Genomic DNA, 16,395 nt, shown 5'->3' with positions numbered 1-16,395 from the left:
CGAATTGTCGACGGGAGACCCGGTGAACCAACCCAGCCCCAAGCGCCAGCGCATCGCCATCATCGGTGCCGGCATCTCCGGCCTTGCCAGCGCATGGCTGACCGCAGGCCACCATGAGGTGACGCTGTTCGAAGCGGGTGATTACGCCGGCGGTCACACCAATACCGTGGACATCGAGCTGGAAGGCCAGCGCTGCGCAGTGGATACCGGCTTCCTGGTATTCAACGAGGCCACCTATCCCAATCTGATCGCCCTGTTCCAGCAGCTGGAGCTACCTTGCAGCAGCAGCGACATGTCGTTCAGTGTCTCGGTAGACCAGGGGCGGGATGAGTGGGCCGGCAGCAGCCTGTCCAGTGTATTTGCCCAGCGCAGCAAGCTGCTGTCCCCGTCGTTTTACGGCATGTTGAGCGACATCCTGCGCTTCAACGCGGCGGCCCAGTCCAATCTGCAGCTGGCGGCCGAATTGGGGCTGACACTGGGCGACTTGCTGGAACAGGGCAGCTACGGCAGCCGCTTTCGCGATCACTACCTGGTGCCAATGGCTGCGGCCATCTGGTCCAGCCCGGCCAGCCAGATTCTGGCCTTCCCGGCCGAAACCTTTCTGCGCTTTTGCATGAATCACGGCTTGCTACAGATTCGCCATCGGCCGCGCTGGTTTACCGTGCCGGGTGGCGCACGCCAGTATGTACAGAAAATGCTGGCCAGCCTGGAAGATGTGCGCCTGTCCAGCCCGGTCAGCCGGGTTGAACGTCGCGAGCGCGGTGTGATGGTCAGCAGCCGCCACGGCGAGGAGCACTTTGACAGTGTGATTTTCGCCACCCATGCGCCGCAAACCCTGCGCCTGCTGGCGGATGCCACGGCAGAAGAGCGTGCCGTGCTGGGCGCGGTGCAGTACCAGAGCAATATCGCCGTACTGCATACCGATACCAGCTTGCTGCCACGGCGGCGCAAGGTCTGGTCGGCCTGGAATTTCCTGTCGGAAAGCAACAGCGGCGGCCAGCGCGCAGTCTGTGTCAGCTATCTGCTGAACAAATTGCAGCCGCTGCCCATCAGCACGCCGCTGATGGTGACGCTCAATCCGCTGCAACAACCAGAACCATCGCTGGAACTGGCGCGCTTCCTGTACGAGCACCCGCTGCTGGATGCGGCGGCCATCGAGGCCCAGCGCCGGCTGCCCGCCATCCAGGGCCGCCGTCATTGCTGGTTTGCCGGTGCCTGGACTGGTTACGGCTTTCATGAAGACGGGCTGAAATCCGCACTGCGCGTGGCTGCCGATTTCGCCCCGCTACCCCACTGGGCCAAGCTGTGAGCGGGCCAGCTGGCTATCTGCTGAGCGGCAGCGTCATCCACCAGCGGCTGCGCCCGGTCCACCACCGCTTCCGCTACCCGGTATTCGCCCTGCGGCTAAGGCTGTCCGCGCTGGAGCACATCGGCAAGGGCTGGCTGGGCGTCTGGCTGGGAGTGGATCGCTGGCGGCCGCTCACGCTATACCGCCGCGACCACGGCCCCGGCGATGGCAGCCCGCTGCTGCCGTGGATACGCCAGCACCTGGCGGCAGCCGGCCTGCCCTGCGATGGCGAGGTATGGCTGCAATGCTTCCCGCGCCTGTTCGGCTATGCCTTCAACCCGGTCAGCTTCTGGTATTGCCATAACAGCGCAGGCGAACTGATCGCCGTGCTGGCCGAGGTGAACAACACCTTTGGCGAGCGCCATTGCTATCTGCTGGCCAAGCGGGATGGCAGCCCCATCCGCAACGGCAGCACCCTGCTCTGCCGCAAGCACTTGCATGTGTCGCCGTTCTGCCAGGTGGCCGGACATTACCGCTTCCGGCTGGCGGAACTGCCCGAACGCATGCTGATGCGCATCGACTACCACGATGATGCCGGCGAACTGATCAACACCAGTATTTCCGGCCAACTGCAGGTGCTGACACCGCTGGTGGTGGCCAAATCCCTGCTGCGCCAGCCCTTGCTGACCTTCGGCGTCATCTGGCGCATTCACTGGCAGGCTCTGCAGCTGTGGCGGAAAAAACTGCCCCTCTACCGCAAACCGCTCGCCCCCGCGCAAGCACTCAGCCATGGACAGGAGCCGCAAGCATGAGCCTCAGCCATACCCTGGACAAACTGCCGCCCTCCCTGCCACTCAGCGCCCGCCTGCTGTTGTCGCGACTGCAACAGTTGCAGAGCGGGGGCTTGCACCTGCGGACCCCGACAGGCCACGCGCTGTGGTTCGGCCAGCCGCAGCACAATGCCAATGCCGAACTGCATATCCACGACTGGGCCGGCTGCCGCAAGCTGCTGACAGCCGGCGACATCGGCTTTGCCGAAGCCTATCGCGATGGTCTGCTGGACAGCCCGGAGCTGACCGCGCTGCTGCGGCTGGCCCTGCGCAACGAACACGCCGTCCCGCCGGCGCTGTCCGGCAGTCTGCCAGCCCGCTGGTGGTATCGGCTGAAACACCTGCTGCGGCGCAATAGCCGGCGCGGCAGCCGGCGCAACATCCACGCCCACTATGATTTGGGCAACGATTTTTACCGCCTGTGGCTGGACCCGTCCTGGACCTACTCCAGCGCCTGGTTCAACGGCGACTACACACAGTCGCTGCAACAGGCACAACACGCCAAGTACCAGCGCATCTGCGACACGCTGGGTTTGCAGCCGGGCATGCGGGTACTGGAGATAGGCTGCGGCTGGGGTGGTTTTGCCGAACACGCCAGCCGCGTCGGCATCGCGGTGCATGGCGTCACCATTTCACCAGCCCAACTGGAACTGGCACACCAGCGCCTGGCCGGCCAGCCGCTGGCCCAGCTGGAGTTGCGCGACTACCGCGACCTGGACGGCCAGTACGACGCCGTGGTGTCCATCGAGATGTTCGAGGCGGTAGGCGAAGCCTACTGGCCGGAATATTTCCGTACGGTGCGCCGGCTGCTGCGCCCGGGCGGGCAGGCGCTGATCCAGAGCATCACCATCGCCGATACATATTTCGAACGCTACCGCGCCAAGAGCGACTTCATCCAGCAGTTCATTTTTCCTGGCGGCATGCTGCCCAGCCCCGCCCGCTTCAGCCAGAGCGCCAGTGCCGCCGGCCTGCACACCAGCCAGCGGCTAGACTTTGGCCCGGACTATGCCGAAACCCTGCGCCGCTGGCGTCACGCCTTCGAGGCTGCGCTGGACAGCGTGCGCCAGCAAGGCTTTGACGAAGCCTTCATCCGCCTGTGGCGCTTGTACCTGTGTTATTGCGAGGCTGGTTTCGACGAGGGACGCATCGGGGTCAGCCAGTTTCTGCTGCAAGACAAGCCGGCATGAACCAACAGGCCAGCACCGACCAGCACGCCACCCTGCCACCGGCAGCCGGTGCGACGCGCTGTCATCAGGAGTAAGCCATGATGCTGCTACCTCCACCCAACCCTCCCATCGCCAGCTGGCAGCAGCAGCGGGTGTGGATTATTGGCGCGTCCAGCGGCATTGGCGCGGCGGTAGCCAGCCAGCTGCTGCAGCAGGGCGCACAGGTCATCCTGTCGGCACGCAACCTGGCGGCCCTGCAGGAAGTTGCCGCCGCCCATGCTTCAGCCATCGTTCTGCCGCTGGATGTCAGCCAGCCGGCAGCCTGGCAACAGGCCTGGGCCGAGCTGGAAGCCCGCCAGGCTCTGCCTGATCTGGTGGTGTTCTGCGCGGCGGACTATCGCCCGGAGCACAGCTGGGACATCCATGCCGCTACGGTCAGCCATACCCTGGCTACCAATCTGGCTGGGGTTTACTTTGGGCTGGAAACCATCCTGCCAGCGCTGATGGCCCGCCATGGTGGCGGTATCGCGCTGGTGGCCAGCGTGGCTGGCTATGTGGGTTTGCCCGGTGCCTGTGTCTATGGGCCGGGCAAGGCGGCGCTGATCAATCTGGCCGAACTGTTGCACGCAGAATTGCGCCAGCATGGCATCGCCGTTTACCTGATCAACCCCGGCTTTGTCGCCACCCGGCTGACGGCCCGCAACGACTTCGCCATGCCGGCCTTGCTGAACACCAGCCAAGCGGCCGCGCATATCGTGCGCGGGCTGGAACGCGGCTGCTTTGAAATCCACTTTCCTTTCAGGTTCACCACATGGATAAAACTGCTCAGACTGCTGCCTTACCGCCTGAGGCTGCCGCTGCTGCGCCGGCTGGCGCGGCGCTGAGAGCGCGCCTGTCCGCACTGGTGGTGTGGTACAGCCAGCTCACCCCGCACAGCCTGGAACAGCTGCCGCTGTATTACGCCGCCACGGTCAGCTTCAAGGACCCTTTCAATACGGTACACAGCCGCGAAGGGGTCAGGCTGATCTTCGCCCATATGTTCCGCAAGCTGGAGCAGCCGCGCTTCGTGGTGCTGGAACAATTGCTGGATGGCCAGCAGGCTTTTCTCAGCTGGGACTTTCATTTCCGCCTGCGCGGCAAGGATTACTGCCTGCACGGCGGCAGCCATCTGCGTTTCAATGAAGATGGCCTGCTGATCCTGCACCGCGACTACTGGGATTCGGCCGAAGAACTGCTGCACAAGCTGCCCTTGATCGGCGCACCGCTGCGGCTGCTGCGCCGGCTGCTGTCGGTACGCGACGAGGACCGTACAACATGAACACCGGCTTCAAGGGCAACAAGCAGGCACTGCCCTCCAAGCCCTGCCGTGGCTGTGGCAGGGCGATGAGCTGGCGGCGCAAATGGGCGCACTGCTGGGAACAGGTGCAATTCTGCTCCGAACGCTGCCGCCGGCAGCATTGAACAAGTGCCAGCCACACCCTGCCGCCATGTCACTCACTCTTGCTTGCATTCCCCGACACCCTGTGCAGCCAGCCCGGCGGAGCCGCCGATGACTGAGCTGCGACTGATTCTGGGCGACCAGCTCAACCTCCGGCACAGCTGGTTTTCCCGCGTGGATGACCATGTGGTCTACCTGCTGCTGGAGCTGCGCCAGGAAACCGACTACGTGCGCCATCATGCGCAAAAGCTGCTGGCGGTGCTGGCCGCCATGCGCGACTTCGCCGCCCGCCTGAAAGCCGCCGGCCACCGCGTGCGCTATGTCACGCTCGACCACCCGTCCAATCGCGGCACGCTGGAAGCCAATCTGGATGCCCTGGTACAGCACTACGCCGCCAGCCATTTCAGCTGGCAGTTGCCCGATGAATGGCGGCTGGACCAGCAACTGCAAGCCTGGGCAGCCCGTCAGTCCCTGGTCTGTCAGGCGGTGGACAGCGAGCACTTTCTGGCCACGCGCCTGGCCGCCAGCCAGCTGTTTGCCGGCAAGGCCAGCTGGCGTATGGAAACCTTCTACCGCCACATGCGCAAGCAATATGGCGTGCTGCTGGATGAGCGTGGCGGCCCGGCCGGCGGCAAATGGAATTTCGACCAGGACAACCGCAAACCATGGCGCGGCACACCCGCACCGCTGGCCGATGCACGCCTCAGCCACGATCACAGCGCGCTGTGGCAGATGCTGCAGGACGCCGGCGTGGCCGCACTGGGCCAGCCCAGTGCCGCGCAGCTGCGCTGGCCGCTGCACCGCGAAGAAGCATTGGCCTTGCTGCAGCATTTTATCCAGCATGGCCTGCCCTGCTTCGGCGACTACCAGGACGCCATGCACAGCGCGCAGCCCCGGCTGTTTCATTCGCTGCTGTCCTTTGCTCTCAACACCAAGATGCTGTCGCCGCTGGAAGTGGTCCACGCCGCCGCTGCCGCCTGGCAGGACGGCAAGGTGCCACTGGCCGCTGCGGAAGGCTTCATCCGCCAGATTTTGGGCTGGCGCGAATATGTGCGGGGCGTGTACTGGGCGCGCATGCCGGGCTATGCCCACAGCAATCACTTCGACCACCAGCAGCCGCTGCCGCACTGGTTCTGGAGCGGCGACACCGGCATGCACTGTCTGGCCCAGGCGATCGGCCAGTCGCTGCGCGATGCCTACGCCCACCACATCCAGCGGTTGATGGTGATCGGCAATTTCTCCCTGCTGGCCGGGCTGTCACCACAGGCCCTGCATGAATGGTATCTGGGCATTTACATCGATGCCTTCGAGTGGGTGGAGCTGCCCAATACCCTGGGCATGAGCCAGTTTGCCGATGGCGGCCTGCTGGCCAGCAAGCCTTATGTCTCCGGCAGTGCCTATATACAGCGCATGAGCAATTATTGCGGCGACTGCCGCTACCGGCGCGAACAGCGCCACGGCGATGACGCCTGCCCCTTCAATGCCCTGTACTGGGATTTTTTCCAGCGCAATGCCGCCACGCTGGGTAGCAATCCCAGACTGGCGCTGGTCTACCGCCAGTTGCAGCAGATGGACGCAGCCGAAAGCACCGCCATTGCCAGCACCGCCCACGCCATCCGCCAGCGGCTGGAAACCCTGTAAACCTGATAGCAAAAGGAAGCCACACCATGAAGCGATACGCCATCTCCCTGCTCTTGCTGCTGGCCAGCACCCTGCTACTGAGCGCCTGCTCCACCCTGCCGCCGCCAGGCATCCAGCCGGTAAGCGGCTTCGAGCTGGCCCGCTACAGCGGCCAGTGGCATGAAATCGCCCGGCTGGACAACCGCTTCGAGCGCGGCTTGAGCGAGGTCAGCGCCAGTTACGCCCTCAATGACGATGGCAGCATCAAGGTCATCAATCGTGGCTACGACCCGGCCGCCGCCAGCTGGAAGCAGGCACAGGGACGGGCACTGTTCAATGGCGACCAGCATGTGGCGTCCTTGAAAGTGTCTTTCTTCGGCCCCTTCTACGGTGGCTACCATGTGGTGGCGATGGACCCGGACTATCAATGGGCCATGGTGGCAGGTAACGACCGCGACTATCTGTGGATACTGGCGCGCGACAAGCAGCTGCCACAAACCGTCACCCAGCCCCTGCTGCGTCAGGCTGCCAGCCTGGGCTTCGATACCGGCAAGCTGATCTGGGTGAAGCAAAGCGCAGCCGGCCAGTAAGACCCGATAACAAAGCCCCCGCTCCAGCCTTGCGCCGCCTTGGCCCGGGCTCTCTGCGAGGTTTTGTTAGCGGCTCCAAGGATGATCAAGGTAAACAGCTCATGACGGTACGACTGAACCCGCGCAAGCTGCTGCTGAGCAAGTGGACGGCACTGCAGCCGCGCAACAAGGAAAAACACTTCATCGTGGTGCGGCTGATCGAGCCGGAAGACCCGGCCCAAGGCATCAGCGAGGTGGAGCTGGAGGCGGTATACAGCCGGCACAGCCGCATCATCCACTGGAAAACGCTGACCGATGTCACCGTCTGGCGGCAGGGCTGGCATTGAGCCGACCGGTTCTGTCTGCCGTGATCCGGAGCACCCAGCCATGAGTTACGGTCTGGTCTGGTTCAAGCGCGACCTGCGCCTGCACGACCATGCCGCCCTGTGTGCTGCCAGCGCACAGGGGCCACTGCTGTGCCTGTACATCATCGAGCCACAGCTGTGGCAGCAGGCCGACCTGTCCAGCCAGCATTACCGCTTTTTGCTGGAGTGCCTGCACGACCTGCGCCAATCCTTGCAGCAGCGCGGCATGACACTGCTGGTGAAAGCGGGCGAGGCCTGCGCCGTGCTGGAGCAGCTGTATCAGGCCAGCCCCTTCCGGGCGCTGTATGCGCATGAGGAAACCGGCAACCACTTCACCTTTCAGCGCGATCTGGCCGTCGCCAGCTGGTGCCGGACACACGGCCTGCCCTGGCAGGAATACCGGCAAAGCGGTGTCATCCGTCGTCTCGCCTCACGCGACGGCTGGGCGGCACGCTGGGAGCAGTTGGTCAGCGCCCCCTGCCTGCCGGTGCCGCCGATGCAAGCCTGGCCTGCTCCGCTAGCCAGCGATACCACGCCATCACCCGAGCAACTGGGCATCTACCCTTTCGACCCGCCACAACGCCAGCGGGGCGGTCGCCGCCGCGCCATAGCCGTGCTGCAGGATTTTCTCGCCACGCGCAGCGCCCATTACCGAGGCGGCATCTCCTCGCCGCTGTCTGCGCCCAGCGCCTGCTCGCGGCTGTCGCCCTATCTGGCCATGGGCTGCCTCAGCCTGCGTGAAATCGTGCAAAGCACACGCCGTCGGCTAACGCAATTACCGGCAGAAAACACGCGCCAGCGCAAAGGGCTGCAAGCCTTCATCAGCCGCCTGCACTGGCACTGCCATTTCATGCAGAAGCTGGAATCGGAACCCGCCATCGAATGGCGCAATATGCACAGCGGCTACGACGGACTGCGCGAGGAGGAAGTCGACGCCGCACGCCTGCAAGCGCTGATGGACGGCCGCACCGGCTGGCCGCTGGTGGATGCCTGCGTGGCCATGCTCCAGCACACCGGCTGGCTGAATTTCCGCATGCGCGCCATGCTGGTTTCGGTGGCGGCCTATCCGCTCTGGCTGCACTGGCGGCCAGTGGGGCTATGGCTGGCACGCTGTTTTCTCGATTACGAGCCGGGCATTCACTGGAGCCAGCTGCAAATGCAGGCCGGCACCACCGGCATCAATACCACCCGCGTCTACAACCCGGTAAAGCAGGCCATGGACCACGACCCGCAAGGGCGCTTCGTGCGGCAATGGCTGCCCGCCATGCGCCGGGTGCCGGACAGCTGGCTATTCCAGCCGTGGAAAATGCCGGACGATCTGTGCCGGCAGCACCGGCTGGAAGGCGAATACGCGCTGGTGCAACCGCTGGTGGAGCTGGAAAGCGCGACCCGGCTGGCCCGCCAGCGCCTGCATGCCCGCCGCAATGAACACGCGGTACGGGCCGGCAAGCAGGCCATCCTGCACAAGCATGGCTCGCGCAAGCAACTAGCACGTGCCGGCGGCACGGCCAAGATAGTGACTACGGTACAGCTGGCGCTGCCGCTGGAGGCGGAGCCCGCGCCGGACTGAGCGGCGTTCTAGGCTCAACCCTCCTGACACAAACCGCGCAAGGCTGCACAGAACAGCGCCACGGTATGCCGCGCACCGCCGGCACGGGTGAACATGGCAATCGGCGGCAGCGTCCAGTCAAATGAGTAGGGCACGATAGACAGGCCGGCCGTGCGCACCAGCTCTTCGGCAATATCCGCCGGCACGATGGACACTGCCCGTTCGCTGGCGACAATCATCTCGCCAATCAGCTTGGACGAATAACTCTCCACGATGGGCACTGGCGGGGCGACGCCGGCTGCCAGAAAGATATCCGTCACCTGCTCGCGCATCGGCGTATGCGGTGCCCCCAGAATCCAGTCCAGTTCCACCAGCCGGCTCCAGTCCAGCCGCACCCTCCCCAGCTGCGCCGCCAGCCGGCGACTGGCAATCAGCCGTGGCTGTTGCCGGTACAGCACCTCGAACTCTACTTGTTGCAGATCCACCGCCGACGAGGCACGACCGATGACGATGTCCAGGCTGTGATCCTGCAGGCGCGGCAACAGCTGGTCGCTGGTGCCTTCGTGCAAGGTCACCGTCATGCCGCCCTGGCCTTCCGGCAGAGTGCGGGCGATGGCGGCCGACAGCAGCCGCCCGGGAATGAAGGGAATGACGCCAACGTGCAGATGGGCGCTATAACCGGCAGCCGCGGTGGCCATGTCGCGCACCAGGTGGTCCAGGTCGTGCAGCATGGCCTGGGCGCGGGCCAGCACCAGCTTGCCCAGCGCGGTGGGGGCCATGCCGCGTGTCGAGCGGTCAAACAGTGCACCGCCAAACATGCCCTCCAGCTCGGACAGGGCATTGGTGATGGCCGGCTGGCTGCTGGCCATCTGCTCGGCCACCCGGGTCAGCGAGCCGTGCTGCTGGATGTTCAGCAACAGGATCAGATGACGCATTTTCAGCCGGGCAGACAGGCGGCGCAGGATCTCGTCGGCATTGATTTCGGCCATGGCGGCTCAGATCATCAGGTAAATAGTATGGCTTGATAGTAAATCAAAATATTTACCTTATGTTATTTCGCTAGACTTGCCGCTAATCCAGTCCTCAGCCCCCTTGCAGGTGGCCTGGCTGGAGACAAAGCGGCTGCCCTGCCCGGCAGCCGAACGGCATAGCGATGGCCTTGGCACTGCGACCAAGCCCACATCAGGAGCGACACCATGGATACGACCGACCGTCAGGCAGCACTGGACTACCACGAATTTCCCACCCCGGGCAAAATCGCCGTCAATGCCAGCAAGCCGCTGGTGACCCAGCGCGATCTGGCGCTGGCCTACACGCCCGGCGTGGCCGCTGCCTGTGAAGAAATCGTGGCCGACCCGCTCAATGCCAGCCGCTTTACCGCCCGCTCCAATCTGGTGGGCGTCATCACCAACGGCACCGCCGTGCTGGGCCTGGGCAATATCGGCGCACTGGCCTCCAAGCCGGTGATGGAAGGCAAGGCCGTACTGTTCAAGAAATTTGCCGGTGTCGATGTGTTCGACATCGAGATCAACGAAACCGACCCGGACAAGCTGGTGGACATCATCGCCAGCCTGGAAGCCACTTTTGGCGGCATCAATCTGGAAGACATCAAGGCCCCGGAATGCTTCGAGGTGGAGCGCAAGCTGCGCGAACGGATGAAGATTCCGGTCTTCCATGACGACCAGCACGGCACCGCCATTACCGTGGCCGCAGCCTTCATCAACGGCCTCAAGGTCGTGGGCAAGGACATCCGCCAGGTCAAGGTAGTCACCTCCGGTGCCGGCGCTGCCGCCCTCACCTGCCTGGACCTGATGGTGCACCTGGGCCTGCCGCTGGAAAACATCTGGGTGACCGATATCGAAGGCGTGGTCTACCAGGGCCGCACCACACTGATGGACCCGGCCAAGGCGCGCTTTGCCCAGCCTACCGACGCCCGCACCCTGCGCGAAGTGATTGACGGTGCCGATGTGTTCCTCGGCCTGTCCGCCGGCGGCGTGCTCAAGGGCGAAATGGTGGCACAGATGGCCGCCCGCCCGCTGATTCTGGCGCTGGCCAACCCGGCCCCGGAAATCCTGCCGGAAGTGGCCCACGCGGTGCGCGACGACGTGGTCATGGCCACCGGCCGCTCCGACTACCCCAACCAGGTCAACAACGTGCTGTGCTTCCCCTACATCTTCCGCGGCGCGCTGGATGTGGGTGCCACCACCATCACCCGTGAAATGGAAGTAGCCGCGGTCTACGCCATTGCCGGCCTGGCCGAAGAAGAACAGAACGAAGTGGTGGCCGCCGCCTATGGCAGCTACGACCTGTCCTTCGGCCCGCAATACCTGATTCCCAAGCCCTTCGACCCGCGCCTGATCGTGCGCATCGCCCCGGCCGTGGCCAAGGCGGCGATGGACAGCGGCGTGGCCACCCGGCCGATTGCCAACCTCGACGCCTATACCGAGCAGCTGCAGCAGTTTGTCTACCACTCCGGCAGCTTCATGAAGCCCTTGTTTGCCGCCGCCAAAAAGCAGGTGCGTGAAGGCGGCAAGACCCGCATCGTGTTTACCGAAGGTGAAGACGAGCGCGTACTGCGTGCCGTGCAGGTGATCGTGGATGAAAAACTGGCCCGTCCCATCCTGGTGGGCCGCCCGGAAGTGCTGCTGGCCCGCATCGAAAAATTCGGCCTGCGCCTGCGCCTGGGCGAGGACGTGGAAGTCACCAATCCGGAATACGACGAACGCTTCCACCAGTACTGGACCAGCTACTGGGAGCTGATGTGCCGTGATGGCGTGACCAAGGAAATGGCGCGGGTGGAAATGCGCCGCCGCCTGACCTTGATCGGCGCGATGATGGTGCGCTTGGGCGACGCCGACGGCATGATCTGCGGCACGGTGGGCAGCTATCACGACCACCTGCGCTATATCGACCAGGTGATCGGCAAGAAAGCCGGCTCGGATACCTACGCCGCCATGAACATCCTGCTGCTGGAAAAACAGACGGTGGCGCTGGTGGATACCCACGTCAACGACGACCCCACCGCCGAGCAGATTGCCGAATTCACCATCGCCGCCGCCGAGGAAATGGCGCTGCTGCACATGAAGCCCAAGGCCGCGCTGCTGTCGCGCTCCAACTTCGGCTCGGGCAGCTCGGCCTCCGGCAGCAAGATGCGTCAGGCTTTGGAGTTGATCCGTAAACGCGCCCCGGAACTGGAAGTGGACGGCGAAATGCACGGCGACTGCGCGCTGGACGAAGCCCTGCGCATGGACATCCTGCCGATGTCGCAGCTGAAGGGCGCGGCCAATCTGCTGGTCTGCCCCAATGTTGACGCCGGCAATATCGCCTACAACCTGCTGAAGACCGCTGCTGGCAGCAATGTCGCCGTCGGCCCCTTCCTGCTGGGCGTCAATGCACCGGTCAACATCCTGACATCCAGCTCCACGGTACGCCGCATCATCAATATGGCGGCGCTGACGGTGATGGAAGCGAACCGCCAGCAGCACTAAGACCCGATAACAAAACTCCCGCTCCAGCGTTGCGCCGCCTTGCCGTACTCTATGTACTGTCTGCGGCGGCACGCCTTGGCCCGGGTTCTCTACGAGGTTTTGTTAGCGGTTCCAAACAGTACCCGCTCCAGGCTACAGACACGCCCCGCACACCGGGGCGTTTTGCTGTGTGGCGGGCAGCGGCAGATTTGCATCATTCAATACTATTGATCAAATTTTCAGGACGTTATGCGACAAAAAGTACCAAAACAAGGCGCGATTGCCAGCGGTTTGAGCATCGAAGTCGAACTGCAGATCAGCCTGCCCGGACTGCCGCGTGAACAGGCGCAAGCACTGGTGGAGCAAGCCCACATCGTCTGCCCCTATTCCAATGCCACCCGCAACAATATCGACGTGACGCTGACCCTGATCTGAAGCAGCAGCAAGCGCCGCCGCCCGGTAAACGGCTGCGGCACAGCATGCTCAGCCTGTGGCAGACAGGCAGACCATGATCAGCAGCGGGCTGAGCAAGGTCAGCACAAACCCGCTGATCAGCGCCAGCGACACATGCTGGCTGCCGCACTGCTGGCGAATCAGCGGCAAGGTGGCATCCAGTGCGGTGGCACCACAGATGCCGATGGCCTCGCGGCTGAAGCGCGCCCCCACCAGGTACAGCATGGCAATGGCAATCAGCTCGCGAAACAGGTCAACCAGCAAGGCGATGGCTCCATAGACACTGCCCAGCTTGCTGCCCACCAGAATGCTGGACAGGGTGACCCAGCCAAAACCGCTGGACAGGGCCAGCCCGGTCCATAGCGTCTGCCCGGTAAACAGGGCTGCCAGCAAACCACCAGCCAGCGAACCTGCCACCACCAGCAAGGGCAGCGCCATCACCGCCGGGGCACGCCAGGCGCCACCGAGTTTTACCCCCACCAGATCGATACCAACCAGCACGATCAGCACATAAAGCAATTGCGTGGTGGTGACACCCGCCAGCCAGGGCAGCGGGTAGCGACTTGCCAGCACACCGGCCGCCACCATGCCCAGGGCCAGCAGGCAATCCCGCAGTGCCTGCCATAGCTGCAGTATGGACGCGCCGCTGCCCTGCACCGCCACCTTGCTCCGGCGCGGCTGTGGCAGACAGTACAGAATCAGCCCCCACGGCAGCAGCGTCGTCAGCAGGGCAAACACCAGCGCCGTGCCCAGGGTCTGGCCCAGCCCGGCAGCCGCAGTCAGCACATGGCCGAATTCCTTGCCGCAAAAGAACAGCAGCAGCCAGATCAGCGGGGTCAGCAGCCGGCTGGCGTGGCGGGTATGCTGGCGCGGCAAGGCACGCCCCACGCCATAGCCGGCCAGCAAGGCCAGCAGGATGGGAATGATGGCCGCCAGAATCAGCTGCATGACCGACCTGCCCTGCTGCTGCCACCGGCGGCATCCCGCCGCGCCAACGGCCTTGTTGTGTGGTACTGCATGAAATTCTCCTGTGGCAGCGACGGCAGCCGCTGTTCAAGCCGCCAGTATTCAGCAGGCGGGCAATCACAGGAATGAACAAGATTTGCTTTCAGAATTCCACAATACGGAATAATCTGCCGACAGACCGACACAGGAGCCCATGATGCTGAACCGTCTGGAAATGCTGCGCATCTTCTGTTGCGCCGCCGAAGCGCGCAATTTCAAGGAAGCGGCCCAGCAGTTGGGCATCTCGCCGCAGGCGGTTACCCGCGCCATCCAGCAACTGGAAAGCCAGCTGGGCGAATTGCTGTTTCACCGCAATACCCGGCAGTGCCGGGTCACCCGCAGCGGCGAGCGTCTGGCTGCGCAGGCCAGGCTGGGCGTGGAGGGCATAGACAGCCTGTTCCGCCAGGCCGAAGACAGCGCAAGCCAGCCGGTGGAAGGCCATGTACGGCTGACTGCGCCAGAAGCCATCGGTCAGGCCAGCCTGGTAGACAGCCTGGCGCGCTTGCGCCAACAGCACCCTGGCCTGCGCTTCGAACTGCATCTGGAAGACGATGAAACCAATGTGGTGGACGAGCAGATCGACATCGGCATCCGCCACGGCCTGATCCGCGACAGCCGCTTTGTCGCCCGGCAGGTGGCAGAAGTGCGCTTCTTCATGGTGGCCTCCCCCGCCCTGCTGCAACAGACGGGCAGCCCACAGACACTGGCCGAGCTGCAAGCCCTGCCGGTGGTCAGCACCATAGACCAGCGCACCGGCCGTCCCTGGCCCTGGCTGTTCCGGCAGGACGCGCAATGGATCCCGCGTGAACCGGCCTTGCTCAGCAACAGCACCCAAGCCGAATGCGCCGCCGCCCTGGCTGGCCTGGGTTTTGCCCAGCTACCCGGTTTCATTGCCATCCCGCATCTGCGCCAGGGCACGCTGCGCGAGGTGCTGCCAGCCCTCGCCCCCATGCCGTGGGCGCTGAGTGTGTACCGGCCGCAGCGCAGCCCGGTGCCGCCACGCATCCGCGCTGTGTACGACTGGCTGGTCAACGATTTTTCCAATCCCGACTTCTTCCCGGCCAGCCCCTGAGCCCGTGGGCTAGCGATACGCCGGCAGCCCATCCGGCAGGGCCGAATCCACCATTTTGATAAAATATCTTGCAAACTAGACGACTGGTCTAGTACTATTCAGCCCATGTCACGTCCCAGCCAGTTTTCCGATACCCGCGAACACCTGCTTGCCACCGGAGAGTCCATCATCCTCGGCAAGGGGTTTTCTGCTGTTGGCCTGGCCGAAATTCTCGGCTGCGCCGGCGTGCCCAAGGGCTCGTTCTACCATTACTTCCGCTCCAAGGAAGGCTTTGGCGTGGAGATGCTGCAGCGTTACTTCGAACATTACGATGCGCGCCTGCTGGAAGCACTGGATGAGAGTCAGGGCAATGCCCGCGACTGTCTGCTGGGCTATTTTTCCGGCTGGCTGGACCGTCACCAGCAATGCGAAGAAGGCAATCAGAGCTGTCTGGCCATCAAGCTGGCGGCCGAGGTGTCCGATCTGTCCGAGCCGATGCGCGAAGCGCTGGCCGAAGGCATGGGCCGGGTGATCGTCCGCCTGGCAGACTGCATCCGCCGTGGCCAGCAGGAAGGCAGCCTGTGTACCCGGCTGTCGGCCACCGACACCGCTGGCAGCCTGTATAGCTTGTGGGTGGGTTCCGCCCTGCTGTTCAAGGTGCAGCACACCCAGCAGCCCATGCTGCAGGCGCTGGCGCTGACCACTACCCTGCTGAAGCAGGACGACTGTACGCTGCCAGCCAGTTCCTGAAGCCTGGCATGGCTTGAAGTCCCCGCCCGTGTGGCGGGTATTTTTGACACAACGACTAGACGACCGGTCTATTTACAGCTTTAAAGGAAAACGCCTTGAACAGCACGCTGGAATTGATGCAACAACATCGCAGTGTCCGCAGCTATCAGGACAAGCCCATCCCTGCTGCAGTGCTGGATGCGGTACTGGATGCCGCCTGGAAAGGCCCCACCTCCATCAACGGCCAGCAGGTGTCGCTGGTGGTGGTGCAGGACGCCACACGCCGCCAGCAGATTGCCGAGATTGCCGGTGGCCAGCCGTGGATTGCCCAGGCCCCGGTATTTGTCACCCTGGTGGTGGATTTCCACAAAACCCGGCTGGGCGTGGAAGCCGCCGGTGCCGAGCAGGTGATTCAGGACAGTGTGGAAGGCTTTGCCGTGGGTGCGGTGGATGCCGGCATTGCCCTGGGCAACCTGATGACCGCCGCCCACGCCGCCGGCCTTGGCGTGGTACCGATTGGCGGCATCCGCCGCAATCCGCAAGCCATGATCGATCTGCTGCAATTGCCGGAATACACCTTCCCCATTGCCGGCGTGGTCATCGGCTATACCGATCAGGACAGCAGCATCAAGCCGCGCCTGCCGCGTGCCAGCTTTGTCCATCACGAGCACTACCAGGCTGCGCAGCTGCCGGAACAGATCCGCCAGTACGACCAGACGCTGGCCAGCTACTGGCAGCAAATCGGCCGTGCCGACGGCCTGCCGTGGAGCGCCAATACCGCCCAGTACTACCAGAATGTCTATTTCCCTGAAGTCGCCCCGGTTGCCCGCAAGCAGGGCTTTGGTTTTGATCGTTAATCATTTCA

General features: G+C 63.9%; 17 protein-coding genes. 15 read left to right on the top strand and 2 right to left on the bottom strand.

The genetic code is table 11. The features are described from left to right. The first annotated feature begins 22 nt into the window (after positions 1–22). The 10 genes from DBR44_RS14970 (at position 23) to DBR44_RS14925 (ending at position 8,846) form a co-directional block, all read left to right on the top strand. Positions 23–1,309 (top strand): NAD(P)/FAD-dependent oxidoreductase, encoded by a 1,287-nt coding sequence (locus DBR44_RS14970; RefSeq protein WP_124644820.1) that lies wholly within the window; start codon positions 23–25, stop codon positions 1,307–1,309. Further along, complete coding sequence (locus tag DBR44_RS14965; RefSeq protein ID WP_124644819.1) at positions 1,306–2,100, top strand: DUF1365 domain-containing protein; 795 nt, start codon at positions 1,306–1,308, stop codon at positions 2,098–2,100. The genes DBR44_RS14970 and DBR44_RS14965 overlap by 4 nt, the downstream gene beginning before the upstream one ends. Then, positions 2,097–3,305: a cyclopropane-fatty-acyl-phospholipid synthase family protein gene (locus tag DBR44_RS14960; protein ID WP_124644818.1), complete on the top strand. Its 1,209-nt coding sequence runs from the start codon at positions 2,097–2,099 to the stop codon at positions 3,303–3,305. The genes DBR44_RS14965 and DBR44_RS14960 overlap by 4 nt, the downstream gene beginning before the upstream one ends. A gap of 77 nt (positions 3,306–3,382) precedes the next feature. After that, the gene (locus DBR44_RS14955; protein ID WP_233578591.1) at positions 3,383–4,168 is read left to right on the top strand and encodes an SDR family NAD(P)-dependent oxidoreductase; all 786 of its coding nucleotides are present in this window, start codon (positions 3,383–3,385) and stop codon (positions 4,166–4,168) included. Next, positions 4,096–4,602 carry a nuclear transport factor 2 family protein gene (locus DBR44_RS14950; RefSeq protein ID WP_124644817.1) on the top strand — a complete coding sequence of 169 codons (507 nt, stop codon included), beginning with the start codon at positions 4,096–4,098 and terminating at the stop codon, positions 4,600–4,602. The genes DBR44_RS14955 and DBR44_RS14950 overlap by 73 nt, the downstream gene beginning before the upstream one ends. Then, complete coding sequence (locus DBR44_RS14945; protein WP_124644816.1) at positions 4,599–4,745, top strand: DUF2256 domain-containing protein; 147 nt, start codon at positions 4,599–4,601, stop codon at positions 4,743–4,745. The genes DBR44_RS14950 and DBR44_RS14945 overlap by 4 nt, the downstream gene beginning before the upstream one ends. An 88-nt stretch (positions 4,746–4,833) precedes the next feature. Continuing rightward, positions 4,834–6,363: a cryptochrome/photolyase family protein gene (locus DBR44_RS14940; protein WP_124644815.1), complete on the top strand. Its 1,530-nt coding sequence runs from the start codon at positions 4,834–4,836 to the stop codon at positions 6,361–6,363. 26 nt (positions 6,364–6,389) lie between these two features. Further along, a complete protein-coding gene (locus DBR44_RS14935) occupies positions 6,390–6,932 on the top strand; it encodes a lipocalin family protein (protein WP_124644814.1) in 543 nt (180 codons plus the stop codon). A 101-nt stretch (positions 6,933–7,033) separates the two neighbouring features. After that, entirely contained in the window at positions 7,034–7,258 is a 225-nt protein-coding gene (locus tag DBR44_RS14930) for a TIGR02450 family Trp-rich protein (protein WP_124644813.1), read from the top strand. A 40-nt stretch (positions 7,259–7,298) separates the two neighbouring features. Beyond that, entirely contained in the window at positions 7,299–8,846 is a 1,548-nt protein-coding gene (locus tag DBR44_RS14925) for an FAD-binding domain-containing protein (protein ID WP_124644812.1), read from the top strand. Positions 8,847–8,860: 14 nt separating this feature from the next. Here the strand turns inward: DBR44_RS14925 and DBR44_RS14920 are convergent, their stop codons facing one another. Further along, positions 8,861–9,814: a LysR substrate-binding domain-containing protein gene (locus DBR44_RS14920; RefSeq protein WP_124644811.1), complete on the bottom strand. Its 954-nt coding sequence runs from the start codon at positions 9,812–9,814 to the stop codon at positions 8,861–8,863. A 207-nt stretch (positions 9,815–10,021) separates the two neighbouring features. Between DBR44_RS14920 and DBR44_RS14915 the strand changes: the two genes are divergently transcribed. Together DBR44_RS14915 and DBR44_RS14910 are read left to right on the top strand one after the other, a co-directional pair. Continuing rightward, positions 10,022–12,313 carry an NADP-dependent malic enzyme gene (locus tag DBR44_RS14915; protein ID WP_124644810.1) on the top strand — a complete coding sequence of 764 codons (2,292 nt, stop codon included), beginning with the start codon at positions 10,022–10,024 and terminating at the stop codon, positions 12,311–12,313. Between the two features lie 228 nt (positions 12,314–12,541). Beyond that, a complete protein-coding gene (locus DBR44_RS14910; RefSeq protein ID WP_124644809.1) occupies positions 12,542–12,727 on the top strand; it encodes an OsmC family protein in 186 nt (61 codons plus the stop codon). 48 nt (positions 12,728–12,775) lie between these two features. Here DBR44_RS14910 and DBR44_RS14905 read toward each other — a convergent pair whose 3' ends face one another. Then, entirely contained in the window at positions 12,776–13,693 is a 918-nt protein-coding gene (locus tag DBR44_RS14905) for a lysine exporter LysO family protein (RefSeq protein ID WP_124644808.1), read from the bottom strand. Positions 13,694–13,904: 211 nt separating this feature from the next. On the opposite strand from DBR44_RS14905, the gene DBR44_RS14900 reads away from it, so the two are divergent. The 3 genes from DBR44_RS14900 to DBR44_RS14890 all read left to right on the top strand — a co-directional run bounded on the left by DBR44_RS14900 (position 13,905) and on the right by DBR44_RS14890 (position 16,387). Further along, positions 13,905–14,822 (top strand): LysR family transcriptional regulator, encoded by a 918-nt coding sequence (locus DBR44_RS14900; RefSeq protein WP_233578589.1) that lies wholly within the window; start codon positions 13,905–13,907, stop codon positions 14,820–14,822. 105 nt (positions 14,823–14,927) lie between these two features. Next, the gene (locus tag DBR44_RS14895) at positions 14,928–15,551 is read left to right on the top strand and encodes a TetR/AcrR family transcriptional regulator (protein WP_124644807.1); all 624 of its coding nucleotides are present in this window, start codon (positions 14,928–14,930) and stop codon (positions 15,549–15,551) included. Between the two features lie 95 nt (positions 15,552–15,646). Beyond that, positions 15,647–16,387 (top strand): NADPH-dependent oxidoreductase, encoded by a 741-nt coding sequence (locus DBR44_RS14890; RefSeq protein ID WP_124644806.1) that lies wholly within the window; start codon positions 15,647–15,649, stop codon positions 16,385–16,387. Positions 16,388–16,395 lie beyond the last annotated feature (8 nt).

This window comes from Aquitalea sp. FJL05 (genome assembly GCF_003852595.1).
GTDB lineage: Bacteria > Pseudomonadota > Gammaproteobacteria > Burkholderiales > Chromobacteriaceae > Aquitalea > Aquitalea aquatilis.
The sequence above is the reverse complement of the archived record's forward strand: the minus strand, read 5'-3'. Positions and strand labels throughout refer to the sequence as shown.

Bases quoted from the DNA above. Each gene is read 5' to 3' on its own strand.
- DBR44_RS14960 (WP_124644818.1), top strand. From the start codon at position 2,097: ATGAGCCTCAGCCATACCCTGGACAAACTGCCGCCCTCCCTGCCACTC.
- DBR44_RS14955 (WP_233578591.1), top strand. From the start codon at position 3,383: ATGATGCTGCTACCTCCACCCAACCCTCCCATCGCCAGCTGGCAGCAG.
- DBR44_RS14950 (WP_124644817.1), top strand. From the start codon at position 4,096: ATGGATAAAACTGCTCAGACTGCTGCCTTACCGCCTGAGGCTGCCGCT.
- DBR44_RS14945 (WP_124644816.1), top strand. From the start codon at position 4,599: ATGAACACCGGCTTCAAGGGCAACAAGCAGGCACTGCCCTCCAAGCCC.
- DBR44_RS14940 (WP_124644815.1), top strand. From the start codon at position 4,834: ATGACTGAGCTGCGACTGATTCTGGGCGACCAGCTCAACCTCCGGCAC.
- DBR44_RS14935 (WP_124644814.1), top strand. From the start codon at position 6,390: ATGAAGCGATACGCCATCTCCCTGCTCTTGCTGCTGGCCAGCACCCTG.
- DBR44_RS14930 (WP_124644813.1), top strand. From the start codon at position 7,034: ATGACGGTACGACTGAACCCGCGCAAGCTGCTGCTGAGCAAGTGGACG.
- DBR44_RS14925 (WP_124644812.1), top strand. From the start codon at position 7,299: ATGAGTTACGGTCTGGTCTGGTTCAAGCGCGACCTGCGCCTGCACGAC.
- DBR44_RS14920 (WP_124644811.1), bottom strand. From the start codon at position 9,814: ATGGCCGAAATCAATGCCGACGAGATCCTGCGCCGCCTGTCTGCCCGG.
- DBR44_RS14915 (WP_124644810.1), top strand. From the start codon at position 10,022: ATGGATACGACCGACCGTCAGGCAGCACTGGACTACCACGAATTTCCC.
- DBR44_RS14910 (WP_124644809.1), top strand. From the start codon at position 12,542: ATGCGACAAAAAGTACCAAAACAAGGCGCGATTGCCAGCGGTTTGAGC.
- DBR44_RS14905 (WP_124644808.1), bottom strand. From the start codon at position 13,693: ATGCAGCTGATTCTGGCGGCCATCATTCCCATCCTGCTGGCCTTGCTG.
- DBR44_RS14900 (WP_233578589.1), top strand. From the start codon at position 13,905: ATGATGCTGAACCGTCTGGAAATGCTGCGCATCTTCTGTTGCGCCGCC.
- DBR44_RS14895 (WP_124644807.1), top strand. From the start codon at position 14,928: ATGTCACGTCCCAGCCAGTTTTCCGATACCCGCGAACACCTGCTTGCC.